The sequence below is a fragment of the Parafrankia sp. EUN1f genome (assembly GCF_000177675.1).
Lineage (GTDB): Bacteria > Actinomycetota > Actinomycetes > Frankiales > Frankiaceae > Parafrankia.
This window is the reverse complement of sequence record NZ_ADGX01000119.1, coordinates 1-26,537: the sequence shown is the minus strand read 5'-3', so window position 1 is coordinate 26,537 and position 26,537 is coordinate 1. Positions and strand designations below refer to the sequence as shown.

The window sequence follows — 26,537 nt, the reverse complement described above, 5'->3', positions numbered from 1 at the left end:
AGGCTCTCGATCCGATCGCGGATTCCGGCCGTGGTGCGGGGCATGAAGGCGCTCTTGACCAGGCCTCTTACCCGGGTGTGATTCGGCGGATCCATCCGCAGCATCGACCCGGGAACGTCGTCGGGATCGACACCCGGCCGGAACGGGTTTATGCCGTCTTCGTACCCGTGCCCCCACAGCGGGTCCGCGAAGACAGCCGCGCACTCCCGGTAACGGGTCGCCATGAGGATGTCCGGCCGCAGTGGGTACAGCGCCGTGTACTCACGGACGGCCGCGTACCTGGGGTAGGGGTTCGACCGGTGCGCCGGGTGGAAGGCGTCGAAGACAACCTGCGGAACAGTGGACACGTCCACGTCCTCTCTCGGAGCATCCTCCGCCGACCGGTGCCGGTGCCGGTGCCGGTGCCGGATCCGGCAACATTTCCGTGATCAGAACCGTCATCATTCCAGCGTGCCGGGCACCGGCCGCGCTGGTTCTCCGTGCCGGGCAGGGAAACCTATGAGCCAATAGGAAACGCGGATGACCGAGGCGAGATTCGCGAGCCGCGAAAGAATACGTGGAGGAATCCCAGCCACCCTGGAGACCATCGAAGAATCCCGAGCTTCGGGCAACCGCCGACGCCGCCGCCTCCGAGCAAGTAGTGAGGATTTTGGCTGCCAAACCAACCGAAATCCTCACTACTTGCGCATCGTCAAGAAACCATGTTTCCCGTTTGCACCTATTGGCGTGGATTGCTGGTGCTGTACGGTGGTGCGGGATCCCGGTGGGTCGCCGTACGGCGGGTGAGCACGGACCGCCAGGTCGCTGTTACTGGCCCCGGATCCGCCACACCACGGGATTTTGCTCCATGCAAGCCCTGATCAGCAATGAGCCTTTTCCATCTCACGTTCGTCACGCGCTGTTGCTGGAGCTCGGATCCGACGATGGAAAAGGCTCAATCAACCGACCGACAGGTGCGAGTCGATGACGGAAAAGGCTCAGTCGTCCTCCTACGTTCTGGACCAGGCGCATCCGGACGAGCGATCACGCCTCGAGGCGATGGCCCACATGTGGGATCCGGGCACGATGCGGCTGGTGGCCGGCCTGGGGATCGGGCCGGGGCACCGCTGCCTCGAGGCCGGAGCGGGCACCGGCTCGGTTGCCCGAGCCCTCGCCGGGGTTGTGGGCCCGGCCGGCCAGGTTCTCGCCGTCGACCGTGACACCCGCTTCCTCGATCAGCTGCCAGCGCAGGTCGAGGTGCGGCGGATGGACGTCATGGTGGACGACCTGCCCCGGCGCAGCTTCGACCTCGTCCACGCGCGGCTTCTGGTCGCGCACCTCCACCCGCACCCGCACGCGCTGCGGCGGCTCGCGGAGGCAGTCGCGCCGGGTGGCTGGCTGCTGGTCGAGGAGGTCGACTGGACCTGCGCCGATCTCCTCGTCCCGGCCGCACCGGTACACACGGCGATAATCCGGGCCCTGCAGAAGGTCATGGGCGGTGCGGCCCGCGATGCGATCAGCGATGCGGCCGGCGGCGAGACGGCCGGCTTCGACGCGACCTACGGGCGCCGGCTGCTCGCCGATGTGCTCAGCCTGGGGCTCACCGACGAGTCGGCGCAGTACCAGGGCGTCCAGACCCGCGGGGGCACCCATTCGTGGCTCGCCTGGCGGCTGCTCGTGGAAAGGTTCCAGCGGGACATCGTCGCCGCGGGTCTGCTGACCGAGGGCGAGGTCGAGGCGTGGTGGGCCGTCAGCCATGACGAAAGCCGCCTCGTCGTGAGCGTGCCGATGTTCGCCGCCTGGGCGCGCCGACCGCGGCTCGACGCACCCTGAGGCCGATCGCCCATGCGGTCGTGGGCCCGCACGGAAGTACGTCCACACGGACCTCCGTTCATGCGGTCGTACGCCTGCGGGCCCGGACCTTGCTCTCCTCCGGCAGCGCGTCGGCGACCAGCAGCCGTGGCAGCAGCTCCGGTTCACGCGTCATCGCACGGAAGACGAACGCGACTGTGACGTCGTGGTCAGGCCGTTGCACGACCTCGACCGGATCGCCGGCGCGGATGTCTCCCGGTTCGATCACGCGAAGGTACGCGCCGGGCAGCGCCGCCTGCGTGAACCTCCTGATCCAACCGTCCCGCTCCAGCCAGCCCTGAAACGTCGCGCACGGGATCCGCGCGCACGACACCTCCAGGACGACGTCCGGCCCGACGCGCCAACGTTCACCGATCAGGGCACCGTTGACGTCCAGGCCGGCTGTCGTGAGGTTCTCCCCGAAGACGCCGTTCGCCAGCGGCCGGCCCAGCTCGGCCTCCCACCCGTCGAGATCCTCACGGGCGTAGGCGTAGACGGCCTGGTCGGTGCCGCCGTGGTGCTTCACGTCGTAGACACGGTCACCGGCGAGCCCGACCGCCCCGGTGCCCTTGGGGCCCGGGGCGGTGACAGCGACGGGGCCGGCGACGGGCCGCTTGTCGATGCCGGTCGAACCGTGGCTCTTCCAGAGGTTGGGACGGGGCCTGCCGACATTGACGGAGAGCAGCTTCACGGAGCCAACGCTACGGCTGCCACATCCGGAGGGCGACGCGTTTTCACTGCCAGTGCCCTGCTACTGCCGCCTACGCCCCCTGCGACTGGCCGCCGAGGCGCCGCTGCGCATTCCAGGTATCCACCGTCGAACGGCGCCAACGCGGGCGGCGACGGTGGACGGGTTTGTCGTCATCGGGCTCGTCCGGGGCCGGCGCGGATCCGTCCGCGACCTCCGCGCGCCACGACGACGCCGTCAGGCGCAGGTGATTGGCCACCTCGATCACGGTCATCAGCGGGTCGGCGTCCATCTGGCCATGGTGCCCAACGAAGCCGCCCATCATGGAGAATCACCCCACCCACAGGTGGTCTGGCGCTGGGGCCGACTCGACGAAACAGCGCCTGCTCGAGCAAACCGTGGCCGATCGGGAACGAGTTCTCGGCGCCTGAACCGCCGGTCAGGTACGCGCCATCCTGGAGAAAGCCGGAAACCCGATCGGTGCCTACGACGTCCTGATCGCGGGCCAGGCCCTCCGGCGCGAGCTGACCGTCGTCACAGCCAACAGCTCCGAGTTCAGCAGAGTCCCCGGCCTGAGCTACGAGGACTGGACGGCCTGACGGCCTGACCGCGCCGACCCGGTCCGCTCCCCGGCGAACAAAGGCGCTGATCAGGAAATCACGCGGAGGGGTTGCGTGGGGAGAACCTGCCGCCGGACTGGCCCTGAGCCCGCGTCCGTGTCGATGCCCCACGGTTACCGGAACGCGGCGGACGGCGCTGTGTGGCGGTGAAGGTCGGTTTCGCCTGGCCCGAGGCGCGGCGGGCGGTAGGGCCGGGTCCGGGCTCCGTCGCGTCGGGCGCTTCCGGATGAACCTCGCCGAAGTCGGGCGCTTCCGGGTGGGCCTCGCCGAAGTCGGGCGCCTGGAAGAGGTTGCTGGTCAGCGGCGGCAGTGCCTGGCGCGCCCGGGGTTGCGTCGTGTCCGGTGCGGAGAACTGGGCTGTGGGTATAGCGATGGGAATCTCACTTTCGGGATGGGGACGCCGATCGACGACCCGCCTGCTGATCGAAGGTGCGTTTTTGGATCAGGGATCCTCGTCACAGCCGCTATGCGGAGAAAATGGCCCGGCTACGGCAGGATCCGCGGGTGCCGCGAGATCGGATCCGCGAGTTCCCGGGGCCGGGAGAGATCGAACCACAAGGCCCCTGGAAAACCTTGGCAAATAAGCGGAAACCACCTTGCGACGTGGGCCGTCAGGGACTCGAACCCTGAACTCACCGGTTAAAAGCCGGATGCTCTGCCAATTGAGCTAACGGCCCTGCTCTCCAGCCATGATACCGAACGGCGGAGCTGCGGGGATGCTGTGCGGGTCAGTGCAACGGCCCGGCGCGGGTCAGGTCACCCCCCGGCGGCCGGCGCGGTGCACCGGGCCCCTCGTGGTGTCTGGTCGGTGCAGGTGGGCGGGATCACTTTGCGGATCATGACCTCGCCGTCACCGAACGAGGCGACGACCTCGGAGTGCTCGATCGCTTCGGCGACCGTGGGGAGCGTCTCCAGCGTGGTCGGGGTCAGATCGCCCAGAATCACATAGTCGATGTCGGACCAGCCGTTCGGGACTGTGCGCCGGACAGCCGGGTCGAGGTCGAGCTTGTAGAACCAGACGGGCACCGGATCCATTCCGGCCACCACGAGGTCCGTCCAGATGTTGTCGTCGGTGATGACGATCTGCCCCCTCTCGTAGTGGTCGATGAACCACTGCGTCGCCTCCCGGCTGGGGGCACCGGCGTCCTCGGTGATGGCGTCGTGCAACAGCGGCGCCCACCGGGGCGGAATGGTCAGCACGCCCAGAGCCAGGACGCAGGCGACCGCGGCGGCACGCACCCAGAACCCGACCCGCCGGCAACCGCCGACCGGCCCTCCGCCATCGGCTGCCGTGCGCGAATCAGGCCCGCTCGGCCCAGACCCGCTCGATCCAGACCCGCCCAGCTCAGGCCGGCTCAGCTCAGGCCGGCTCAGCTCAGGCCGGCTCAGCTCAGGCCGGCTCAGCTCAGGCCGGCTCAGCTCAGGCCGGCTCAGCTCAGGCCGGCTCGGATCGGGACGGCCGCGCTGGGCCGGGATGGCGCCGGTCAGCCAGGACGGAGCCTTCGGTACCACTCGCCGGCGTCCGGGGTTCCGGGCACCCAGCACGACCAGGGGACGAATACCGCGCGACGGCGCGACCACGTCGAGCAGGCCCGCCGCGCAGATCGCGGCGAAGGGCAACATGGACGTCACGTACGCATAGGGCATGTAGCCGTTGCGCGCCATGAAGACGATCTGCATCAGCAGGAGGAACGCGACAGCGCGGAACCGGCGTACCGCGACCAGCAGGACGACCGCCGAGACCGCCCCGACACCGAGCAGATAGGGATCCATTCCGAGCCAGAGATCGGCGATGCCGCGGGTGCCGCTGTCGGGATCGAGCACGCTGCCGCTGGGGGTCCGGTCGAACAGCTGCCATTTGACCGCCCACCACAGCGATACGTGGCCTTCGCCTTCGAACAGCTCGTTCTTGGTGACGGCGTACAGGATGTAGATGCCGGCGATGCCGGAGAGGAAACCGAGGAAGTTTCGCCGCGCGAACCGCCAGTTCCGATGGTCCCGGTTCTGCCAGAGCAGCAGGTAGACCCCCGGCAGCAGGACGAGGCTGGTCTCCTTCGACCAGAACGCGAACGCCATGAAGATGCCGGCCCGGGTGGCCGCGCCGACGCTGCGGTCCGGCGAGGCCACGCAGACCAGGGCGGCAAGCACCCACAGCGTGGAGATGTTGTCCAGGAACGCCATCCGCTGGTACCAGATGGCGAGCGGGGAGACAGAGAAGAGCACGACCGCCAGTGCCGCGAAGAACCGCCGCATGCCGAGGCGCCGGCTCAGCATGTACAGCAGCACGCAGCTGGCGACGTGCACCCAGAGCATGGCCTCGCGGGCCGCGGTCACCGCGGTCGCGGTCCGGTCGAAGGCCTGGGTCAGGGTGGTGTAGGAGGCGATGAACAGCCATCCGCCGAACGGGTGATCGTACCAGTAGGAGTAGTGGGAGATCTGGCCCCAGCGCTCGATCGCGAACGCCTGGGCGGCGTAGGTGCCCTCGTCCTCGTTGACGCGGCCGGGCCAGCCGTCGAAGTTGAGGCCGTGCAGCAGTCCCGCGCCGATGGCGAGGGCGAGGACGAGCACGACCCCGGTCCGGTGCGCGCGGGCAGCGGCCGCGGCCCGGCGTACCAGCAGGCCCACCGCGTCCCGCACACCGGCCAGAGCGCCCTCCCGAGGCACAGGCTGCGCGGGCAGTGCCGGGCTTTCGGCCACCAGCGTGGCCGGGGCGGTGCCATCAGACAGGCTGGCGGTGGTCGTCACGAGACACCTTCGAGTCCGCGGGGCGCGAGATCACGGTCACGGGAGCCGGGATCGCGCGGGGTGGGCACGACATGGTGCGCGCCGAGGTGGGTGGTCTTCTCCCACTCGAGCTGACCGCGCAGCAGCCGGACGGTGGCTCGCAGCGCGGCGGCCGAGAGCACCAGCTGGTAGAACGGCGCGCCGATGACGAGACGCACGCTGTCCAGCCAGGTCGAGCGCAGGCGATAGGAACGGCGGAACTCCCCGAAGGCGGCCTGCTCGGCGACGACGAGCATCACCGCGATCCCGAGCGGCAGCCAGTAGAGCAGCACCAGGACGACCGGCGCCCGCAACACGAAGATCAGGACCAGCGAGGTGGGCAGCAGCAGGCCGGCGAGGGCCTGGAAGAACGGCATGGCCAGCATCTCGATCGCGAGCAGCCGCTGCCGCAGCGTCGGCAGGTCACGCCAGTCGCCCTTCAGCAGCACCTGGATGAAGCCGAGCATCCAGCGGCTGCGCTGCACCACCAGCTTCTGCAGGCTCTCCGGTGTCTCCTCCCGGGTGGTCAGCGCCGGGTGGTAGAAGACCAGCGTCCGCACACCACGCGCCGACGAGCGGATCCCCAGGTCACAGTCCTCGGTGAGGGCGGTGGCGTCCCAGCCGCCGAGAGCGGTGAGGACGTCGCGGCGGACGAACACCGTGTTGCCGCCGAGCGGGATCAGCCGCGCCTGTGCCTGGAAGCGAAGCCGGGACATGAACCAGACGTAGTACTCGAGGCAGTTGCGGACCCGCCACCACGAGGTCCCCTCGTTGCACCAGGTGAGGAATCGGGCGATCAGCGCCTTCGGTCCGCTTCGGCCACTCCGCCCCCGCCGCCCGCGCCGGCCGCGCGGCTGCGGTTCCGCGGGATCGCCCGCGGAACCGCCCGCGGGATCGCCCGCGGGATCGCCCGCGGGATCGCCCGCGGGATCGCCCGCGGGATCGCCCGCGGGATCGCCCGCGGGATCGTCACCGGATGCGCCATCTGGCTTGCGGGCCGCCCGGATGTTCATGAGCTGGACCCCGCCCTGGATGATTCCGACGTCCGGATGGCGCACGGCGATCGTGTTCACGTGGCCGAGCAGACCGGCGGCGATCAGCGACTCGGCGTCGACGACGCCGATGAGGTCGCCGCGGCAGTAGGGCCGGGCGTCCTCGAGCGAGATGGGCTTGCTGCGCCGGTCACCGCGCGGCGCGATCACCTCGACGCAGGGATACCGGTCCGCGTACGACTGGGCGATCTCGCGGGTCTCCCGGTCGATCTCGTCCTCGGAGACGACCACCAGGATCTGCATCAGCTCGTGCGGGTATTCACCGGCGAGGATCTGTTGCAGCGTCCGACCGAGAACGGGCTCGTCCCGCGCCGGCACGATGAGGGAGATCGGGACCTGGGGTGACTCCTGGTCGGTGAGATCGACGTGGTCCACCCGCTCCGGGCGCTGCCAGGCGAACTGGGTGCGGCTCAGGGTGAGGGCCGCCACGATGAACATGATCAGCGACACCGCCGACCAGGCCGCTACGACGAACCCGGTGGGCCCCAGCCTGATCGCCGCCCAGACGATGACCAGGCCGAGGGCGGCGAACAGCAGCCAGACCCGCGGCCGTGGCCGCAGCCGGTGCCGCGCCGGGCGCGGGAGGGCGGCGCGGCCGGAGTCGGCGCGGCGGGAGTCGGCATCGCGGGAGTCGGCACCGCCCGACGTCGCCGGCTCCGGCGGCGATGACCGCGGCTGCGGCGGCGATGAAGGCGGTATCTCGTGGTCAACGTGCATCAACGAGCTCCGGGAGATCTGCGGCGTAGTCGGCGACGGTCGCGTTCGCGAAGTAGAGGACCCGCAGCCGGTCGTCGGCGCCGTAGCCGGCGACCTGGGCTGCGTGCGCGACGCTGTAGTCGGCGGTGGGCGCCTGGCTGGGCGCCAGGCTGGGACGGATTGCCAGCGGGACTCCCACGGCACGCTGGGCGGCGTCGATCTCGGCGAGGTCGCCGGTCAGCCCGATGAACGTGCTGTCGAACTGGTCGAGCCAGCGCCGGAGCGCGGCCGGGGTGTCCCGGGCAGGGTCGGTGGTGACGAAGACCGTCCGCACCGCATCGGCGATCCGGGTGGGGACCAGCGTGCGGGCGGCGGCGATGTCGGCCATCGTGGTCGGGCAGACGTCCGGGCAGTTCGTGAAGCCGAAGAACAGCAGCACCGGCCGGCCCGCGGTCGCGGTGGCGAACGCGAACGGCGCCCCGGACGTATCCGTGAGGGTGAACGACGGCTTCGGGCCGGCGTTCGGCGGAACCGTCCCGTGCCATCTTGGGCCCGACGCCGGGCGGGCCGTTCCCGCGGTGCCGGTGGTTCCCCCGGCACCCGGCAGCCTGGTCGAGGTGGCCCCGGTGGTCGGTGTGGCCGAGGTGGCCTTGGCCGAGGTGCTGTCGGTGCCGCAGCCGGCCGCGAGCGGGGCGAGGGCGCCGAGGAACGCCACCGCGAGCAGGTCCCGCCGCTTCGGATCACGTTTCGGATCACGCAACGGCGCACGCGCTGGATCACGCATCGGCGTCACGCGCAGACCACATCGCCGGGGCCGGCCTGGCGTCCCGCGCCGGCCAGTTCGAGGGTGTCCGCGCCGACGATCCGCAGCGGGGCCAGGCCGACGTCCCGCAGGAAGTCGCAGTCGAGCGTCCGGCCGGCCGGGGCCACCCGCGGGACACAGAAGGTACGGGTGTCGCTGGCATCGACGTAGTTGCGGTCGCAGCCGTCGACCCCCGGAGGCACCGGCGACGGGCTGCCGTTGCCGCGCGGCAGAACCCGGCCGCTCAGGTCCGGGTTGCCCAGCGGCGTGGGCAGCCGCACCACCGGAATCCCCACAGGATCGCGGGCGGCGGTGGTCGCGGTGGCGGCGGGATCCGTCGCCGGCCTGCCGCCCGCCGCCCGGCCGGCGCCCGGCGACCCGCCGCCGGCCAGCAGCAGGCCGGCCGTGATCCCACCGGCCACCAGCACCACCGTGCCGAGGGCCAGCAGGACGCGCGGGCTCGGGCGCAGCTGCCGGACCCGGATCCGGTCGAGCCGGCTCATCCGACATGCACCCATCGGGCCACCGACGGGACACCGGACGAGTCCTGGACGAACAGCATGTAGTAGCCGGGTGGCACCAGGTTGGGGTTCGTCGGCATCTCGACCGAGATCGACGTGCCCGTGCCGGTGATCGGCAGGTCGACGCTGCGCTGGTTCGGGTCGGACGAATGGGTGACCGAGGACGGACGGATCAGCGTGGCGCGGCCGATGCCGCCGCTGACCGTCAGGTTGTAGCTGCCTCCGTAGTCGAACTGTGCCGGGGCGTCGGAAACAGTCGGACGTGCACGGTTCATGTACCACGGCGAGTACACGGAGATACCGAGGTCGAAAGAGCCGTCCGACGGGTTGTTACCGATTGCCGCGACCCGGCCGTCGGGCAGCAGGAAGGCCGACGAGTGGTACATCCGGTTGAGCGGGTCGGCCGGCATCGGGGTGAACGTGTTGGTCGCCGGGTCGTACATCGATGCCTCGTGCACGGCGTACTCGTTGTAGTTGTGCCGTGCGCCGCCGGTCTCGAAGACCTTGCCGTCGGGCAGGATCACCGGGCTGACATACATCTTCCCGGCGGCGAGGTCCGGGCCCGCCGTCCACGACGGGTCGGGGGTGCTGAGATCGATGATGTCGGTCTTCGCGGTCGGGTCCAGCGGGCTGTACGAGTTCCCCCCGCCCAGCGTCATCACCTTCTGGGCCTGCGCCGGGGGCAGCAGAACGGTGCCGCCCTGGTCACGGAAGTCGATGTCGCGCAGCCCGGCGACCTCGGTGATCGTGCCGGCGTCCAGGTCGTAGATCTCCGAGCCGGACGTACCGGGCAGCGCGTTGCCGAAGGTGTGCGTGCCGGCGTAGAACAGACGCCCGTCCGACATCAGGATCATGTTCGGGTAGAGGCCCCAGTAGGAGTAGGTCTGCTGGACCTCGTTGAGCTGCTTCCAGCGCTGCGCGCTGTCGTCCCACATCTCGACCGAGACGTTGCCCGAACCGGTCTCGTTGAGGCCGCCGGTGGCGAAGACGTCCCCGTTGCCGAGGTTGACCAGGCTCGGGTACCAGTGCCCGCCGCCGGGCATGTCCCCGACGATCTCGTAGGTGCCGGCGATCGGGTCGAAGATGTAGGTGACGTCCAGGCCGTGGTAGTTCTCGGTCGGCGTCGGGTAGGCCTTGGTGCCACCGGCCAGGAGGATCCGCCCGTCGGAAAGCTGGGTGTGGCCGACGCAGAACAGGTCGTCCGCGGTGGGGACGTCCGCGAAGGCGCCGGTGTTCGGATTCCAGACCTTGGACGTCAGCACGCCGTTCTCGAAGTTCTGCTGGTTGTTGCCGGAGCCCGCCACCAGCAGCACGTTCCCGGTGCGCAGAACGGTCGCGTGAATGGATCGGACGGGTGCTTCGTAGGGCAGCACCGTCCACGAGCCCTGGCAGTTGGAGGTGCAGCCGCCGGGCGGCGGTACGGGCAGCGGGCCGGGCGCGCCGCCACCGGTGTAGCTGGCCCGGACGAGGCCGCCGCCGTCACCCTGGTAGTACTCCACCCGAACGGTGTGCACGCCCTCGGTGACCGGGACGGTCGCGGTGAAGGTTGTCGGCCCCTGGGCCCGCCACTCGTCGATGACCTTGGTGTTGTCGAGCCACACCCGCACCCCGTCGTCGGCGGTGGCGGAGATGGTCGTGGTGCCGCCGCGGAACCGGTCGGTGCGCAGCCACCGGGCGGAGAAGTTGTAGCCGCCGATGCCTCCCACGCCCGGGCCGGTCTCACCGAAGTCGTAGCTCAGCGGAGCCTCGCACCGCTCGGCGACCGGAGCGCCGGCGAGCGTTCTGTTGTTGAAGTAGGCCGCGGACCACTCGATCGACGTGCACGTCGACACTCCGGTCTCGACGGTCGTGGTGTAGCCGGCGCGGACCAGCGCGCCGCCGCCCTTCTCGTAGTACTCGACCTTGATGGTGTGCGTGCCGGCGGTGACGTCGACGGTCTTCGAGTAGGGCTCCGGACCCTGGTCACGCCATTCGTCGATGACCAGGGTGTTGTCGAGGTAGACCCTGATGCCGTCGTCGGAGGTGGCGTTGAACGTCACCTGGCCGGCCTGGAAGGTGTCGGTCCGGGTCCAGCGCGCCGAGAAGTTGTCCGCCCCGACACCGGGCAGGCCGGGCGTGCCCTCCCCCCAGTCGTGGTCGACCGCGTCCTCGCAGCGCTGGGCGACCGCGTTGCCGGCGAGCGCGATGCCGGCGAAGTAGGACGCCGACCACTGGGTGGCCTGGCACACCGGGGCCGGCGGTGGCGCGCCCGCGTAGCTGACCCGGGCGACCGCTCCCCCGCCAGCCTCGTAGTACTCCACCTTGATCGTGTGCTCACCCGCGGTGACCGCGGAGACGGTCCCGGTGAACGTCGGCGTGCCCTGGTCACGCCATTCGTCGATGACCAGGGTGCTGTCGAGCCACACCCGGATCCCGTCGTCGGCGGTGGCAGTGAAGGTCACCGGCCCCGCCTCGAAGGTGTCGGTCCGGATCCAGCGCACCGAGAAGTTGTCCGCCCCGAGCGTTCCGACCCCTGGCGCGCCGGCGCCCCAGTCGTGGTTGACGGCCGTCTCGCACTGCAGGGTCGGGGTGCCCGACAGGGTCCGCCCGGCGTAGTAGGCGGCCGACCACTGGCCAGGCTCGCACGACGCCGTCGATGGCGGGCCGCCGGACCAGTCGAAGGCCACGACGGATCCGGCGCCGTGCTGGTAGTACTCGACGACCACCTGGTGCTGACCGGCCGTGATGTGCGGCTCGGCCGTGTAGGCGGTCGGCCCCTGGTCCACCCAGCCGTTGATGACGGTCGTGCCGTCGAGGATCACCCGGATCCCGTCGTCGGCCACGCCGGTGAAGGTGTAGGTGCCCTCGGCGGGGAAGGTGACGGTCTGCGTCCACCGCACCGAGAAGTTCTCCGTGCCCAGGCCGCCGATGCCGGGTCCCTGGTCCGTCCAGGTGAAGTAGATCTCGCTGTCGCAGCGTGAGCCGGCAGGTGTGCCGGTCAGGCTGGTGCCCTCGTAGTAGTCCGCGGCCCACTGGCCGGCCGGGCAGGTGATCGCGTTCGCCGACGGTGCCACCAGCAGCAGCGCGCCGAGGTCGATCAGCGCGAACACCAACACGGCCACCAGGATTCGGCGACGCTGGCGAGCCGGGCCGCGACGGGCCCGGTCTCGCTTCGGTCGGCGCAGGTCAGCTGCTGACACAGGTCACTCCACCCCTGGGTTCTCGATCTGCGGCCGCAGATCGACCACACCGCCGGTCGGAGCTGAGACCGGTGCTGAGACCGGTGCCGACACCGACGCGGGAAGCAGCGAACGGGTCGCGGCGGTCCTGGCCACCGGCACCGACGCCTGCGCTGGCGGCGACTCGGCTCGCGGGTCGGCGTCGAACGAGCGCGCCCGGTAGATCGTCCGGTCGACCACGACATACCTGGCAACCACGGCCACCGCGAGAGTGATCAGCGTGGACAGGCCGACCCCGAGGCCCCAGCCGTCGACGAGCAGCGTCAGCAGCGGGAGGCGCAGGACCAGGTCAGCGTTGTTGATGAGGAGAAACGGCAGGAACCGACGCAGTGGAACCCGCTCACGACCGTGCCAGACCAGCAGCTCGCATCCGGCGAAGTTCCAGACAATCGCCACCTGGGTGCCGACCGTCGCCGCGACCAGATAGTTCAGACCGGCCGCGTGGTGGAGCAGCCAGGTTGTGGCGAGGTTCGGGAGCAGCCCGGAGATACCGATGAGCGCGAATCGGGCCGGGCGCGGCACCCGCAGCGCGAACAGCCTGCGGAGAAAGCGCACACCCTGGGTGAGTGAGGCATTGGACGCACCGGCCTGCCGTTCACCGAACTCGTAGGCGATCTCCCGCACCCGCAGCTTCCGGGCCGAGACCAGCAGCTCAAGGAGGATCTTGTAGCCGTCCGGGCGTAGTGTGTCGACATCGAACGCCTGCACCCGCAGCAGGAAGAATCCGCTCATGACGTCGGAAACGCCCCGCAGCCGCCGCGGAAACACCAGCCGCGAGACGCGGTTCGACCCCGAGGAGATCAGCCGGCGGCCTTTTCCGGCCAGGCCGTTCGCGCTGCCGCCGTCGACGTACCGGCTGCCGACGACCACATCCGCGGACTGTTCCCGCGCGGTGGCCAGCAGCTCGGGAACAGTCTCCGGCGGGTGCTGGAGGTCGCCGTCCATGACCACCACGTAGGCCGCGGCGCACATCCGAATGCCCTCGCACACGGCGCCGCCGAGACCCCCGTGGCGCTCCTGCGGAGCCCGGTGCAACACGCGCACCGGGATTCCGCAGCTGCGGCGCGCGACCTCGATGGCTGCCGGAGTCTCATCGTCGGAATCGTCGACGAAGATGACTTCGCAGGTCAGGCCGGCGAGCGCGGCATCGAGGCGGCGCAGCAGCGGGTCGACGTTGAGGGCCTCGTTCCGGGTGGGCACGATGACCGAGACAGCGGGCGGCCCGGCCGGCGAGGGCGCCCCCGCACCGCCAGCCGCGGCGGCAACGGAGGTCGGTGGCGGTGCCGGGGTCGGGGCCGGTGGCGGTGCCACCGCGGTCGGGGATTCCGGGCGGCGCGGCGGCGGCAGCAGACTCGCCACATCGACGTCGCCGCGGTCAGATGCGCCGGGTCTGCTCATCACTGCGCTCCACGCCCCGCGCCCCCGGCCCCCGACACCGGGGCCGGCCAGACCTTCGCGGACACGCTGGCACGGGTTGTTCTCGGAAACACGACAGGGCGCGCCGCGCTTTCATTTCCGGATGGCCCGTATGACTTCATGGGCAGCATGAACCGATCCCCCAGTCGGCGGCATGTCAAAAAGAGCCATGAATTTGTATACACAGTTGCCCCGAAGCCCCCGTTCGGGCTATGTTTCTAATGAGGACATACTGCGTTTACTTGCTTCAGAAGACGGGCATACGGCATCGGGCCGGGGCGGCCTCATCAGAGGCGGGCACCGCCCGGACGCAGCACTGTTCAGAGCACGGCCGGCCGCGCAAATGGAATCGCGGAGCACGATGCATGACCTCATACAGCACAGACTCCGCCGCCTGTGACATGGCTGGCGTCAAACGCAGAACCCCCCGGATCGGCAGTGGCGCCTTCTGGCCATTGAGCCATCGCGACTGTAGCACGCCTTCCGCCGAATATCCGGCCGTTCCCAGCCGAGCAGTGATGTCGGCAACATCTACGCCGATCGACTGACACGACAGTTCATTAATATTGGACTCAGGACGATGCGACTAATATCGACAATCGTCGGGCTGTTACGTCCCTTATGACCCCTATTGACACCTTCGGCGACGGCGACGTCCACCGGATCCCTCGAAGGAGAAGGCACACCTCGGCCAAAACCAGCGACTATCCAGCCACCAACCGCGCCCACACGCAGACACACCGGGACGCCGACACGTCTGGAGGCCAGGCCGCGGATCGTTCACGCCCACGCCGGTTGGCCACCGGACAGCGCGCCGCAGTCGGCCTCTTACGGCAGTCCTGCGGGTGGCTGGCAGCCCGCACCGGCGAGGGCGCAAGCCCGGGATCGGGCGAGGGCGCAAGCCCGGGGATCGAAAAGCCACGGGCCCACGGAGCCACCCGGCTGCTCCTCAGAGCGAGATGGTCACTTCCGTCATCTGCTCCGAGGCCTCCCACAGCCGCTGCGCGGCCTCCTCGTCGTGCGACGCCGCGTTGGATTTCACCACGACCGGGCGACCGGTCATCTTCAGCAGCCCGGACGGCCCGTAGTACTCGCCACCCTTGGCCTCCGGATCCAACGCCGCGCGCAGGATGGGGAGGCTGCCCTTGAGCGCCGAGTGCACGATGGGGTTGGGGATGCTGTCGATGAACCGCTTGAGCCGCCGCCTGATCGGGGTGTCACCCCAGCCGCCGACGTCGGTGTTCGCGCCGCCGGGGTGCGCCGAGAGGGAGATCGTCGACGTCTTCCCCGCCGCCTCGAGTCGGCGCTGCAGCTCGTAGGAGAACATCAGGTTCGCGAGCTTCGATCGGCCGTAGGCCCGCAGCGGCTTGTAGTTCCGCTTGTAGGCGAGGTCCTCAAAGTCGATCTTCCCCATCCGGTGCCCGTTGCTGCCGACCGTCACGATGCGGCCGGCGTCGGCGGCCAGCACTGCGTCCAGCAGAAGCCCGGTAAAGGCGAAGTGGCCCAGATGGTTGATGCCGAAATGCTGCTCGAAGCCGTCCTCTGTGTGGCCGTGCGGCAGCAGGATCACACCGGCATTGTTGATGAGCAGGTCGATGACCGGGCGCTCACTGACCAGCGCTTCGGCCGCCTTGCGGACCGACGTGAGCGAGTTGAGGTCCATCTGTAGCACGGAGACTTCCGCCTCGGGGGCGGCGGCCACGATCTTCTCCTTGGCGCCCAGCGCCTTGGCCTCGTTGCGGCACGCCATGACGACGGTCGCCCCGTTGACGGCGAGCAGTCTGGCGGCCTCGAAGCCGATTCCGGTGTTCGACCCGGTGACAACGGCTGTCTTCCCGGTCAGGTCCGGCACATCGGCCACACCCCAGCGCCGCCGCTTCAGCCCACCCGCCATGACGACCTCCGCGACCGCGATCCCGCCAGAGCAGGAAGCTCCTCGACCATGTGGAGCCAGGCGGCGCAACCCCATAAGGCAGGCGTGGCGCGAAGTCCTCCGTGGCTCACCCCATCACCATAAAGCAGGACGGTCTACGCAGGCTCGCCACAGTCCTCCGCACTCCGCACTCCGCACTCCGCCCACCGCCCATGCCCAGCGGCAGCCCGGAGCCGGAACTCGAAGACCTGAGGATGTTCGTCGCCCCGACGACCACGATCATCAGATCTTGCCCAGCGAACAGCGGCAGCCCGGAGCGCCGCTCGAAGATCTGCGGATTCTCGTCGTTCTGGTGCCTGCCGCAGGTTGGCCGATCAAGATCGCTAGTTGGTGGGCGGTGGGCGGTGGGCGGGGAGGTTCGCACTGCACGAACGCAGCCGGATCTCCGAGCGCCCGGTAACCCGGTGGCCCGGTAACCCGGTGGCCCGGTTTGGCGAGTCGCAAGAGTGAACGATTTTGGTCGTTCCGACGACCAAAATTCTGACTTCTTGCGGGTCACCAGGCGACTCTTCGCCCCTTTTGCCCCTCTTGAGATGAATTGCTGGTGTCGCGCCGGCGCGCTCCGCCTCGGGATGCCGCGGGAAACCCTGACGGATGGCGCTCGGCGGCGACGGTCCTGCGGAGCACGGCGCAACCGCGGGCGCCACCGCACCGGCCACCAGTGAGACCAGCCGGCGAGCACGGACCCGGCCGAGCCGCGGCCACGTCGACGATCACTTCACAGAACAATAGGACCAGGCATTGGAAACGCCGCGCCGGGCGACGAAAACAGCCCGGCGCGGCGTTGTGAACGCCAGACAGGCGCGCCCGGTCGATCGTGACCCCGTACCGCGCCTGCCTGTGGAGAATTCCTCCGCTGCTACTAGCCGCCGAACGGCTGGCCCTGCCCCGCCGACTCGGATCCGAAACGCCCGCCGGACTGGCTGCCCTGGCCCGCGCCGATTCCCACCAGTTCCCGCAGGCGGTTCTCCACGTACCGCTCACTGTGGTGGGTCCTGTCCGAGATCCGGGCGACGAGGTCGTTGATCCCGGTTGCGGCGTCCAGGTCCGAGGTGCTGACCTGGCCGAACTGGTCGAGCAGGCGGTAGCGCAGCTGCCGCCAGTTCTGGCGCAGCTGCTGCTCGATCTGCTGGCGCTGCTCCTGCTGATTCATTCTTGATCCCTCTCCAGATGATTTTTCGGCGCGACTACAGACGCTGGGTGCACGTTAACCCAACAGCCCGGCAGAACGCTGGAGTCGCCATTTGATTGGGCTGGATAAGCACCATCCGCGGCATTCATTGAACCTACGAAGCCGGAAATCAAACGGTTTTCCCGCACAGCCCGCACAGCCCGCACGGCCCGCCCGGGCAGCCCAGGAAGCCCGCCCAGATGACCCGCTCGCACGGTTCCTGCCTCAGCGACCGCTGCCACCTCTCAGCGGTCGCCACCGCCACCGCCGCCACCGCCGCCAGCCCGGGACCAGGTACCCACACAGGTCTCGGCCGTGATACCGGGCCCGAATCCGGCGATCAGCCCGCGGGCGCCGTGCTCGAGCGTGTCGTCCTCGAACAGGCGGCGCAGCGAGTCGAGAACGACTGCGCTCGCGATGTTTCCGTAGTCGGTGAGGGTCGCCCGGCTGAAGCGGAAGAAGGCGGGATCGACGCCGAGAATGTCGCGCAGATCGTCGAGGATGCGCGGACCGCCGGCGTGGATGATGTAGAAATCGAGCCCGGAGGCGTCCCAGCCATGGCTGCTCGCCAGGGTCCGCAGCGCTGGCGCCAGCATCGACATGGTCGCCGGAACCCTCTTGTCGAGCTGAAAATGGAATCCGGTCTCCTTGACGGCGTAGGAGATCCATTCCTCGGTGTCCGGAACCAGGAAGGATCCGTTCCGCTCCAGCTGGACGCCGTGACCGCCCTGCCCACGGACGACCGCCGCCGCGACCGCGTCACCGAACAGTCCGTTGGACAGCAGATTTCCCACGCCGTCGTCAGTCGGCTGATAGCACAGGGAACAGAACTCACAGGCGACGATGAGGACGTTCGCCGTCGGATAGGCCAGGCAGAACTCACCGGCCCGGTTGATTGCGGCGCCTCCGGCAGCGCAGCCGAGCTGGGCGATCGGAAGCTGCCGGGTGTCGTTACGGAAGCCCATCCGATTGATCATCCATGCTGTCATCGACGGCATGAGAAACCCGGTGCACGAGACGAAGATGATCGCGTCGACGTCCGCCACGTCGAGCCCGGCGCTGGCCAGCGCGGCGTGCACCACCGCGGGAACCCGCTGCCGCGCCTCCTGCTCGTAAGCCGCGTTGCGGGCCTCGAAACCCGGATGCCGCAGGGTTTCCGCGATCGGACGCACCAGATGACGTTGACGCACCCCGGTGTTCTCGATGAGCCGCAGCACCAGGTCGAGCCGCGGATGATCGCTGTGCAGCTGACGGGCCAGCTCCAGGGTCCGTTCCATGGAGATCACATGCTCCGGCACCATCACCGCAGGACGACAGAGAATCGGCACAGCGCAAGCGCCTTCCTGGACGGTGGTTCCCCAGCCACGACAGCGAAGACAGGTCGACCGGACCGTCAGCCTCGGCTCGTTCCAGAACCGGGCTCGCCCGGCGGACCGATCACACAAGCGCCGGAGGCCGCCGCACATCACCGGCCGGATTCACGTCGCGGCGGCCTCCGTGTCCCCCGGTACGGGTACGTACCCGGAAGCGGTGACCAGCACGCTCCTCGCACCTTGTCGCAGCTTGCGCCGTCGCAGCTTGCGCCGTCGCAGCTTGCGCCACGCGGCTGACGCAGCAGTGCCAGGCCGCGTCAGCCGCGCACCGCCCGTCCGCTACGCACCGCCCGTCCGCTACGCACCGCCCGTCCGCTACGCACCGCCCGTCGGCGCCGCCCGGCGGCCGCGCATCGTCCAGGTCAGCCCCGCACGGTCCCGGCGGCCCAGGCGATCCGCGAGAGGCCTTCGACGGTGGCTATGCCGGTGCTCTCGCTGGCGCTGTCCCGGGTGTAGGCAGCCATCACGTAGTCGCGGCCGTTGCCGTGCACGTGGGCCAGGCTGTCGATCACCCATCCGCCGTCGTAGGGCAGCCAGCCGTTCTTGATCTCCACGGCCACCCCGGACGGCACACCCGCCGTCAGGCCCCACCGCTGGGATGAGATCACAGTGTTCAGCAGGCTCTTCGCCGTGGCCCGGGCCGCGGTGGACAGCGTCGTGTTGGGGTAGGCGATCGCGCGCAGCACCGCGAGCTGGTCACTCGCCGTGGTCTTCGTCAGCCCCCACTTGCCGCCGGCGCCGGCGGTGGTCGCGCTCATCCCGAGCCGGCGGTAAAAGGCGTTCATGCCGGCGCTGCCACCCGCCTGGTTCCACAGCGAGGTCGCCGACGCATTGTCACTGATCGAAATCATCTTCTTGGCCAGCGCCGTCTGGGACGCGGTCAGCCGACCGCTCGCACCGGTCTTCGACAACAACGCGGCCAGGATGTCCAGCTTGACGGTGCTCGCCGTCTCCCATCCCGTCCGAGTCGTCGCGCTCCTGCTGACGACGGTCTCGCCGGTCGCCGCGTCGTACAGCGCAACACTGGTCGAGCCGGGACGTCCGGCCAGGTAGGCGCGGAACCGCTGCGCCAGGGCGCTCGCGGTGACCCCGCGCGTGGAAGCACTGCTCGCCGCCAGCGGAGTGGGAGCCTCCGCGGAACCGGCGGCATTCGACCCGACCGAGCCCGCGTCCGCGGCCGTGGCCGTGGGCTCGGCCGTCGTCGCGGGGATGGCCGGCGGAGCGGTGGCCGTCACGGTGGGCGTGGTCGTGGTCGTGGCCGTGGGCGTGGGCGTGGCTTCCGCCAGACCCGCCGCCGCGCTGGGAGAAGAGTCGACGGAATGCACCAGCGCCGAGGTCGACGCGACCGTCGTCAGCCCGGCGGTGCCGGTGACCGTGGCCGCGGCGGTCGCCACCGCGCTGGACGCCAGCAGCACAGCAGCAGCGCCCCCAACTGCAGCGACGCGTTGCCGGGCACGCCGGTCGACACGGTGACTGCTGATGTTGCCGGTGGAGGAGTGCGTACGAGCCATGCCCGTTGTCTACGGACAGAAGCGCCAGCTGGATGTGTCCGGAATGTTAACCCATGTAAATTGTTGCTTACGGTAAGCATTCGTAACCATGCGTAAGGTATCTGCCGGCCCGGATTATGCATATATAGGTCGGCAAGGCAGACCTCGACGGACGACCGATCAGCGGCATCGGCCGTCCGTCGACATGTGACCGCCGGCCCGGCACCGGGCGGACGGCGGCGGAGCGGGATCAGCTGGCGGTTGCCACCCCGAGGCCGAGGGTGTGCTCCGAGACGTCCCAGAGCCGGGCGGCGGCGTCCGGGTCCAGGGCGTAGGCGGCCACCCCGTTTCGTGCGCCGAGGATGCCGACCTGGGCTTCGTTGCAGTCCTCGAAGTAGCGACCGCCGATTCCGGCGAGCAGCGGTGAGGTCGCGACCAGCACCGAGGTCGCGGCGCCCTGCTCGGGGGTCTTCCATTTCAGGTCGGCACTGCCCGCGGCGGCCCGCAGCCGGGCGAGTTCCTCGTCGGAGACGTAGCGCTGCAGGTTGGTGCGGATGCCGCCGGGCATCAGGGCATTCACGGTGATGCCGTCGTCGGCCCAGCGGCGGCTGGCCTCGACGGCGAACAGCACATTGGCCGTCTTCGACTGGCCGTAGGCCCCCCACGGGTCGTAGGGACGGCGGTCGAAGTGGATGTCGTCGAAGACCACCGGGGAGCGGTGGTGGGCACTGGAGCTAACCGAGACGACGCGCGCACCACCGCCGGCCGAACCGCCGCCGCCCGCGGCCACGGCCGCGGCGGCCAGGGCATCGTGCAGGCCGACGGTCAGCGCGAAGTGGCCGAGGTGGTTGGTGGCGAACTGCAGCTCCCAGCCTTCGGGGGTGCGCGTCAGCGGCGAGGCCATGACGCCGGCGTTGTTGACGAGGATGTCCAGCGGGCCGTCCCAGCGGCGCACGAACGCGGCCACCGAGGCCTGGTCAGCCAGGTCGAGCACCTCGACGAGCACCCGCCCCGCGGCCGTGCCGGAGCCCGCACCTTCACCCGCGCTCGAACTCGCCCCCGCGCTCGCGCCTGTGCCGGTGATGTCGGCGGCGGTGCGCTCGCCCGCGGCCAGGTCGCGGACGGCCAGGGTGACCTCGGCTCCGGCAAGGGCGAGTGCGCGGGCGGTCTCGACGCCGATGCCGGAGGCGCCGCCGGTCACGATGGCGCGACGGCCGGTGAGGTCGATGCCGGCGATCACCTCGGCGGCCGTCGACTCGGCGTTGAACGGGGTTGTGATCCGATCAGTCATGATCCGGTTCTCCTCGATACGCTTATCCGGAGTCTCCTCCGTTCCACTCGACAGGAACCGGAGGGGGCTCCGGAAAATTTCCCGGCCGGCCAGCCCGGCCGGCCAGGAGGTCGAGAGCTGATGCCATCCGCGCGCCCCCTGCGTGTGGATGCCCAGCGCAACCGGCAGCGGCTGCTCGACGCGGCCGTCCGCCTGCTGCCGCAGGAGGAGGACGGCTCCGAGGTCACGCTCGCCGCGATCGCCAAGGAGGCCGGCGTCGGCATCGGGACGCTGTACCGCCACTTCCCCACCCGGGAGGCGCTCGTCGACGCCGCCTACCGCGGCGAGCTCGACCGGCTGTGCGACTCCGTTGACGAACTGGTCCGCGACCTGCCTCCGGATCAGGCACTGCGCGAATGGATGGACAGGTTCGTCGAGTACATGGCGACGAAGCGCGGGATGGGCGGCGCGCTTCGCGCCCTGGTCGCCGCCGGCGGTGATCCGTTCGCGAACAGCCGCCGCCGGCTGACCGACGCGGTGACGACACTGCTGGCCGCCGGGGTGTCGGCGGGCGCGCTGCGCGCGGACGTCACCGCCGACGATCTCCTGCTCGGCATCAGTGGCGTGACCCTCGCGACCGCGGATCGCGGTGACCGCGCCCAGGTCGGGCGCCTGCTCGACCTCTTGCTGGATGGCCTCAGAGCCCCCGGGCCAGCCAGATAGGCAGGCACAGGCACGCCTGGTCCGACAGGTAGTGGCCTCGGGCCGAGAACGTGGGTTCACCGCACCGGCACACACATCCACTGCGCAGACAAGATGGCAATGGGCCTACTTGACTAGACATTTCACGCACGTCGTGCCGTCGTGTGGCGGTTCCGCGGAGCCGGTTCGGCTCCAGAAGCAACCAGTGGCCACGTTTGCCGCGACGGCCGGCAGCCGTCCACCGGGCCTGGATGGGCTGGAACTCCATTTGCTCCCTTCTGACAAAACAGCGCCCGCCCCACCAGCGGAACGGTAGGGTTCTACCCGCAACGTCGGCATTGTCCGCCGGCGGTGCCAGTGCCGCGTTCGGCAGCAGATGTGACCCGCACGCAGGCGCCGGAGGAATATTCGCGCCCACTACGGGGGAATTCGTGACCACTGAGGCCGAGCCCAACGACGGCGGTTCCGTCATCACCGCCGACGGAACGCCACTGGACGTCGACCTGAAAACCGATGTGCCGCACCCGGCCCGGGTCTACGACTACATCCTCGGCGGGACGGAGAATTTCCCGGCCGACCGCGCGGCAGCCGCAGAATTTTCCAGGCATTTGCCGAACCTGCCGACGTCCATGCGGGCGAACCGTAACTTCATGGCCCGGGTGGCACACAACCTGGCGGCGGAGCACGGCATCCGGCAGTTCCTCGACATCGGCTCCGGGCTGCCGACGTCCCCGAATCTGCACGAGGTCGCCCAGCGGGTCGCGCCCGAGTCGCGGGTCGTCTACGTCGACCGCGACCCCATCGTTCTGCTGCACGCCCGGCCGCTGCTCACCAGCACTCCCGAGGGCAGCACCGCCTACCTCGACGCCGACCTGAGCCGGCCGCAGGAAATCCTGCAGTCCGCCCAGCTACGGGAGACCCTCGACCTCAGCAAGCCGGTGGCGGTCAGCCTGCTGGCGGTCGTGCAGTTCATCCCGGATGACGCGATCGTGAAGAACGTCATCAGTGCGCTGCTGGCGCCGCTGGCGGCGGGCAGCATCCTGGCGATCTCCACCGTGACGGCGGACTTCGCCCCCGAGGAGGTGGCGGACGGCACCGCCGCCTACCGGGCCAGCGGGATCCCGATGGTCTCGCGTGACCTGAAGGCCGTCGAGGCCTTCTTCGACGGCCTGGAACTGCTCGACCCGGGCATCGTCCTCGTCCACCGCTGGCACCCCGACGCCGAGTCGGCCGCCATCGAGGACAGCCACGTCTACATGTACGGCGGCGTCGCCCGCAAGCCGTAGTCGATCAACCAGCTTCGCCGAAGCCGCGGCCGGATCCCTTCCGGCCGCGGCATTCTCGTTCCCGGGCCGGCCTCGCCCGATCACACCCGACCCGGCCGCCCGCGCCCGGCAGGGGAGCGTCGCCGCACCCCGCCCCAAAAAGATCTTGAACTGTTTTCTTGACTCGTTCAGAAAAAGGGCGCACCGTAGTGCGCATGACGACGTCCGCGGACTTCCAGCAGATGCTGAGGGGGGCCGCCCTGCGCGTCACCCGTCCGCGGGTGGCCGTGCTCGGCGCGGTCCACGCGCATCCGCACGCCGACACCGACTCGATCATCGGGGCGGTACGCGCGGAGCTCCCCGATGCCTCCCACCAGGCCGTCTACGACTCGCTGCGGGTGCTCACGAACGCGGGCCTGGTCCGGCGCATCCAGCCGGCCGGCTCGGTGGCCCGGTACGAGTCGCGGGTCGGAGACAACCACCACCACGTCGTCTGCAGATCCTGCGGCGCCATCTCGGATGTCGACTGCGCCGTGGGCGAGGCACCGTGCCTCACCGCCTCCGACGACAACGGGTTCTCGATCGACGAGGCCGAGGTCGTCTACTGGGGCCGCTGCCCCGCCTGTTCCGGCTCCGAGGCCGGAAGTTTCTGATCCCCCACACCCGATCATCCGATCACCCGATCCATCCGCTGCCCGATCACCGGATCACCCGATAAACCGATAACCCGATCGCCGTGCGATCCACCACCGTTCGATCAGCCATCGATCAGACCGTCACTCTCGGCGTGTGATTCGTGACCCGATTCGCCCTGATGAGATCCCTGCCCGGAGGGTTGCATGTCCGAGAACCAGGAAAAGGAAGTCTTTCCTACCAACACGGAAAGCAACGAGGCCGGAGGCTGCCCGGTGGCGCACGGCCGCGCCCCGCACCCCACCCAGGGGGGCGGAAACCGCGGCTGGTGGCCGCAGCAGCTCAACCTGAAGATCCTCGCCAAGAATCCGGCCGTGGCGAACCCGCTCAACCCGGATTTCGACTACGCGGCGGCCTTCAACACCCTCGACCTTGCCGCCGTCAAGCGGGACATCGCCGAGGTGCTGACGACATCCCAGAAATGGTGGCCGGCGGACTTCGGGCACTACGGCCCGTTTATGGTCCGGATGGCCTGGCACAGCGCCGGCACCTACCGCATCAGTGACGGCCGTGGCGGTGCCGGGGCCGGCCAGCAGCGTTTCGCGCCGCTCAACAGCTGGCCGGACAACGGGAACCTGGACAAGGCCCGCCGCCTGCTCTGGCCGGTCAAGAAGAAGTACGGCCAGGCACTGTCCTGGGCCGACCTGATGATTCTCACCGGTAATGTCGCGCTGGAATCGATGGGCCTGCCCACGTTCGGTTTCGCCGGTGGCCGCCCCGACGTCTGGGAACCCGACGAGGACGTCTACTGGGGCCCGGAGCAGACCTGGCTCGGCGACGAGCGCTACACCGGCGACCGGGAGCTCGAGGAGCCGCTCGGCGCGGTGCAGATGGGCCTGATCTACGTCAACCCGGAAGGCCCGAACGGCAACCCGGACCCGCTCGCCGCGGCCCGCGACATCCGCGAGACGTTCCGCCGGATGGCGATGAACGATGTCGAGACGGTCGCGCTGATCGCCGGCGGGCACGCCTTCGGCAAGACGCACGGCGCGGCGAACCCGGACGAGTACGTCGGCCCGGAGCCCGAAGGCGCCCCGCTGGAGGCGCAGGGCCTCGGCTGGAAGAACAGCTTCGGCACCGGCAAGGGTGGCGACACGATCACCAGTGGTCTTGAGGGCATCTTCACCGACACCCCGACCACCTGGGACAACAGGTTCTTCGAGATCCTCTTCGGCTACGAGTGGGAGCTGACGAAGAGCCCGGCCGGGGCGAACCAGTGGAAGCCGAAGGACGGTGCCGGCGCCGGTACGGTCGCCGACGCGCACGATCCGTCCCGCCGGCACGCCCCGACGCTGCTGACGACGGACCTCGCGCTGCGTTTCGACCCGATCTACGAGCCGATCTCGCGGCGCTTCCTGGAGCACCCCGAGGAGCTCACCGACGCCTTCGCCCGGGCCTGGTTCAAGCTGACCCACCGTGACATGGGCCCGATCCAGCGCTACCTCGGCCCGGAGGTCCCGGCCGAGCGGCTTATCTGGCAGGACCCGGTGCCCGCGGTGGACCACGAGCTGGTCGACGCGGCGGACGTCGCCAGCCTCAAGGCGCAGGTCCTCGCCTCGGGGCTGTCGGTGTCGCGGCTGGTCGCGGTGGCGTGGGCATCCGCGTCGACGTTCCGCGGCGGGGACAAGCGCGGCGGCGCGAACGGCGCCCGCATCCGGCTGGAGCCGCAGCGCGGCTGGGAGGTGAACGAGCCGGACGAGCTGGCCACGGCCCTGCGCACGCTGACGGAGATCCAGGAGGGCTTCAACGCCACCCAGACCGGCGCGAAGAAGATCTCGCTGGCCGACATGATCGTGCTCGCCGGCGCGGCCGCGGTCGAGGCCGCCGCCCGTGCCGCCGGCGTCGAGGTGGAGGTGCCGTTCACTCCGGGACGCACCGACGCGACCGAGGAGCAGACCGACGTGGAGTCGTTCGTCCCGCTCGAGCCGAAGGCGGACGGGTTCCGCAACTACCTGGGCAAGGCCAGCCGCCTGCCGGCGGAGTTCCTGCTCGTCGACCGGGCGAACCTGCTGACCCTGAGCGCGCCCGAGCTGACGGTGCTGGTCGGGGGCCTGCGGGTGCTCGGGGCGAACTACGGGCAGTCGCAGGTCGGCGTCCTCACCACCAGCGCCGGGTCGCTGACGAACGACTTCTTCGTCAACCTCCTCGACCTGGGGACGACCTGGGCGCCGAAGGCGGACGAGGCGGGCCTGTACGAGGGCCGCGACGACGCCACCGGTGAGGTCCGCTGGACGGCGAGCCGCGTCGACCTGGTCTTCGGGTCGAACTCCGAGCTGCGGGCGCTCGCGGAGGTCTACGCGAGCGACGACGCGAAGGAGAAGTTCGTCCAGGACTTCGTCGCCGCCTGGGTCAAGGTGTCGAACCTCGACCGCTACGACCTGGTCTGATTCCGCGGAACACAGGCGGGACGCCATCCCGGGGCCGGCCACGCACCCGCGTGGCCGGCGCTCGGCGCTCAGTCCCTGAGCAGCCATACCGCCCGGGGGTCATTGCTCGACTTCCCGGACCAGCGGATGAGGGGTGTCGCCGGGCGGTGACGCTTCGACTAGAGCTTCGAGTACACATCACCACCCACATTTCCGCAGGTCAGACATCCCATGTTTTTGGATGTCAAGGGGCGGGTGCGAGCGTGACGTTCCGCGGCCAGGCGGTTGCCTCGTCGTAGGGGGTATGGGTCTTGAGGCAGCCATGGAGGATGCCGACCAGGCGGTTGCCGAGCTGGCGGAGGGCGGCGTGGTGGGACTTGCCGCGTCCGCGGACGGTGTCGTAGTAGGCACGGGCGCCGGGCGAGGCGTTCAGGGCGCAGAAGGCCTGCTGGTGCAGGGCGTCGGCGAGCCGGTTGTTGCGGGCGTAGCGGGCCATGACCACGGTCTTGCGGCCTGAGGCGCGGGTGATCGGGCTGGTGCCGGCGTAGTTGCGGCGGGCTTTGGCGTCGGTGTAGCGCTTCGGGTCGTCCCCGAACTCGGCGAGCACCCGGGCAGCGAGGACCGTGCCCCAGGCCGGGCGTGGGACAGCAGGACCTCAGCGTCCGGGT

18 protein-coding genes, 1 tRNA gene and 2 pseudogenes are annotated in these 26,537 nt (G+C 69.7%); 5 read left to right on the top strand and 16 right to left on the bottom strand.

Translation table 11 applies throughout. The features are described 5' to 3' along the window. Positions 1-347: pseudogene (locus FREUN1FDRAFT_RS27845) on the bottom strand (cytochrome P450); the annotation flags it as partial. Between the two features lie 616 nt (positions 348-963). On the opposite strand from FREUN1FDRAFT_RS27845, the gene FREUN1FDRAFT_RS27840 reads away from it, so the two are divergent. Next, on the top strand, positions 964-1,812 hold the full coding sequence (locus FREUN1FDRAFT_RS27840; protein ID WP_006543623.1) for a methyltransferase domain-containing protein: 849 nt from the start codon (positions 964-966) through the stop codon (positions 1,810-1,812). A 58-nt stretch (positions 1,813-1,870) separates the two neighbouring features. Here the strand turns inward: FREUN1FDRAFT_RS27840 and FREUN1FDRAFT_RS27835 are convergent, their stop codons facing one another. The 14 genes from FREUN1FDRAFT_RS27835 to FREUN1FDRAFT_RS27765 all read right to left on the bottom strand — a co-directional run bounded on the left by FREUN1FDRAFT_RS27835 (position 1,871) and on the right by FREUN1FDRAFT_RS27765 (position 20,864). After that, on the bottom strand, positions 1,871-2,521 hold the full coding sequence (locus FREUN1FDRAFT_RS27835; RefSeq protein WP_006543622.1) for an MOSC domain-containing protein: 651 nt from the start codon (positions 2,519-2,521) through the stop codon (positions 1,871-1,873). Positions 2,522-2,591: 70 nt separating this feature from the next. Next, the gene (locus FREUN1FDRAFT_RS27830) at positions 2,592-2,843 is read right to left on the bottom strand and encodes a hypothetical protein (RefSeq protein WP_006543621.1); all 252 of its coding nucleotides are present in this window, start codon (positions 2,841-2,843) and stop codon (positions 2,592-2,594) included. 899 nt (positions 2,844-3,742) lie between these two features. Then, positions 3,743-3,815 (bottom strand) — tRNA-Lys (locus tag FREUN1FDRAFT_RS27825). A 79-nt stretch (positions 3,816-3,894) separates the two neighbouring features. Then, complete coding sequence (locus FREUN1FDRAFT_RS27820; protein ID WP_006543620.1) at positions 3,895-5,883, bottom strand: glycosyltransferase family 39 protein; 1,989 nt, start codon at positions 5,881-5,883, stop codon at positions 3,895-3,897. Next, positions 5,880-7,670, bottom strand: a complete 1,791-nt coding sequence (locus tag FREUN1FDRAFT_RS42095; protein ID WP_006543619.1) for a glycosyltransferase family 2 protein — start codon at positions 7,668-7,670, stop codon at positions 5,880-5,882. The genes FREUN1FDRAFT_RS27820 and FREUN1FDRAFT_RS42095 overlap by 4 nt, the downstream gene beginning before the upstream one ends. Further along, positions 7,660-8,433, bottom strand: a complete 774-nt coding sequence (locus tag FREUN1FDRAFT_RS27810; protein WP_006543618.1) for an SCO family protein — start codon at positions 8,431-8,433, stop codon at positions 7,660-7,662. Before FREUN1FDRAFT_RS27810 ends, FREUN1FDRAFT_RS42095 begins: the two co-directional genes overlap by 11 nt. 5 nt (positions 8,434-8,438) lie before the next feature. Further along, positions 8,439-8,954, bottom strand: a complete 516-nt coding sequence (locus tag FREUN1FDRAFT_RS40200; protein WP_050796061.1) for a hypothetical protein — start codon at positions 8,952-8,954, stop codon at positions 8,439-8,441. Then, positions 8,951-12,151, bottom strand: coding sequence for a PA14 domain-containing protein (locus tag FREUN1FDRAFT_RS27800; protein WP_006543616.1), 3,201 nt, complete (start codon positions 12,149-12,151; stop codon positions 8,951-8,953). Before FREUN1FDRAFT_RS27800 ends, FREUN1FDRAFT_RS40200 begins: the two co-directional genes overlap by 4 nt. 3 nt (positions 12,152-12,154) lie before the next feature. Continuing rightward, the gene (locus FREUN1FDRAFT_RS27795) at positions 12,155-13,588 is read right to left on the bottom strand and encodes a glycosyltransferase family 2 protein (protein ID WP_006543615.1); all 1,434 of its coding nucleotides are present in this window, start codon (positions 13,586-13,588) and stop codon (positions 12,155-12,157) included. A 967-nt stretch (positions 13,589-14,555) separates the two neighbouring features. Beyond that, positions 14,556-15,500 (bottom strand): oxidoreductase, encoded by a 945-nt coding sequence (locus tag FREUN1FDRAFT_RS27785; RefSeq protein WP_006543614.1) that lies wholly within the window; start codon positions 15,498-15,500, stop codon positions 14,556-14,558. Positions 15,501-16,401: 901 nt separating this feature from the next. Then, positions 16,402-16,692 carry a hypothetical protein gene (locus tag FREUN1FDRAFT_RS27780; RefSeq protein ID WP_006543613.1) on the bottom strand — a complete coding sequence of 97 codons (291 nt, stop codon included), beginning with the start codon at positions 16,690-16,692 and terminating at the stop codon, positions 16,402-16,404. A 263-nt stretch (positions 16,693-16,955) separates the two neighbouring features. After that, positions 16,956-18,038 (bottom strand): type III polyketide synthase, encoded by a 1,083-nt coding sequence (locus FREUN1FDRAFT_RS27775; protein ID WP_085948915.1) that lies wholly within the window; start codon positions 18,036-18,038, stop codon positions 16,956-16,958. A gap of 407 nt (positions 18,039-18,445) precedes the next feature. After that, a complete protein-coding gene (locus tag FREUN1FDRAFT_RS27770) occupies positions 18,446-19,498 on the bottom strand; it encodes a serine hydrolase (RefSeq protein ID WP_006543611.1) in 1,053 nt (350 codons plus the stop codon). Positions 19,499-19,823: 325 nt separating this feature from the next. Then, positions 19,824-20,864, bottom strand: coding sequence for an SDR family NAD(P)-dependent oxidoreductase (locus tag FREUN1FDRAFT_RS27765; protein ID WP_006543610.1), 1,041 nt, complete (start codon positions 20,862-20,864; stop codon positions 19,824-19,826). Between the two features lie 120 nt (positions 20,865-20,984). Between FREUN1FDRAFT_RS27765 and FREUN1FDRAFT_RS27760 the strand changes: the two genes are divergently transcribed. From FREUN1FDRAFT_RS27760 to katG, 4 genes are all read left to right on the top strand, one after another. Continuing rightward, positions 20,985-21,566, top strand: a complete 582-nt coding sequence (locus FREUN1FDRAFT_RS27760; protein ID WP_006543609.1) for a TetR/AcrR family transcriptional regulator — start codon at positions 20,985-20,987, stop codon at positions 21,564-21,566. 410 nt (positions 21,567-21,976) lie between these two features. Continuing rightward, positions 21,977-22,831: an SAM-dependent methyltransferase gene (locus tag FREUN1FDRAFT_RS27755; RefSeq protein ID WP_006543608.1), complete on the top strand. Its 855-nt coding sequence runs from the start codon at positions 21,977-21,979 to the stop codon at positions 22,829-22,831. Between the two features lie 194 nt (positions 22,832-23,025). Next, entirely contained in the window at positions 23,026-23,463 is a 438-nt protein-coding gene (locus tag FREUN1FDRAFT_RS27750) for a Fur family transcriptional regulator (RefSeq protein ID WP_006543607.1), read from the top strand. Positions 23,464-23,649: 186 nt separating this feature from the next. Further along, positions 23,650-25,890: a catalase/peroxidase HPI gene (gene katG, locus FREUN1FDRAFT_RS27745; RefSeq protein WP_006543606.1), complete on the top strand. Its 2,241-nt coding sequence runs from the start codon at positions 23,650-23,652 to the stop codon at positions 25,888-25,890. A 223-nt stretch (positions 25,891-26,113) separates the two neighbouring features. On the opposite strand, the pseudogene FREUN1FDRAFT_RS27740 reads toward katG, so the two are convergent. Next, a pseudogene (locus tag FREUN1FDRAFT_RS27740) lies at positions 26,114-26,506 on the bottom strand (transposase); the annotation flags it as partial. Positions 26,507-26,537 lie beyond the last annotated feature (31 nt).

Coding starts and splice junctions, on each gene's coding strand:
- FREUN1FDRAFT_RS27840 (WP_006543623.1), top strand. CDS start 964: ATGACGGAAAAGGCTCAGTCGTCCTCCTACGTTCTGGACCAGGCGCAT.
- FREUN1FDRAFT_RS27830 (WP_006543621.1), bottom strand. CDS start 2,843: ATGATGGGCGGCTTCGTTGGGCACCATGGCCAGATGGACGCCGACCCG.
- FREUN1FDRAFT_RS42095 (WP_006543619.1), bottom strand. CDS start 7,670: ATGCACGTTGACCACGAGATACCGCCTTCATCGCCGCCGCAGCCGCGG.
- FREUN1FDRAFT_RS27810 (WP_006543618.1), bottom strand. CDS start 8,433: ATGCGTGATCCAGCGCGTGCGCCGTTGCGTGATCCGAAACGTGATCCG.
- FREUN1FDRAFT_RS40200 (WP_050796061.1), bottom strand. CDS start 8,954: ATGAGCCGGCTCGACCGGATCCGGGTCCGGCAGCTGCGCCCGAGCCCG.
- FREUN1FDRAFT_RS27795 (WP_006543615.1), bottom strand. CDS start 13,588: ATGAGCAGACCCGGCGCATCTGACCGCGGCGACGTCGATGTGGCGAGT.
- FREUN1FDRAFT_RS27785 (WP_006543614.1), bottom strand. CDS start 15,500: ATGGCGGGTGGGCTGAAGCGGCGGCGCTGGGGTGTGGCCGATGTGCCG.
- FREUN1FDRAFT_RS27780 (WP_006543613.1), bottom strand. CDS start 16,692: ATGAATCAGCAGGAGCAGCGCCAGCAGATCGAGCAGCAGCTGCGCCAG.
- FREUN1FDRAFT_RS27765 (WP_006543610.1), bottom strand. CDS start 20,864: ATGACTGATCGGATCACAACCCCGTTCAACGCCGAGTCGACGGCCGCC.
- FREUN1FDRAFT_RS27760 (WP_006543609.1), top strand. CDS start 20,985: ATGCCATCCGCGCGCCCCCTGCGTGTGGATGCCCAGCGCAACCGGCAG.
- FREUN1FDRAFT_RS27750 (WP_006543607.1), top strand. CDS start 23,026: ATGACGACGTCCGCGGACTTCCAGCAGATGCTGAGGGGGGCCGCCCTG.
- katG (WP_006543606.1), top strand. CDS start 23,650: ATGTCCGAGAACCAGGAAAAGGAAGTCTTTCCTACCAACACGGAAAGC.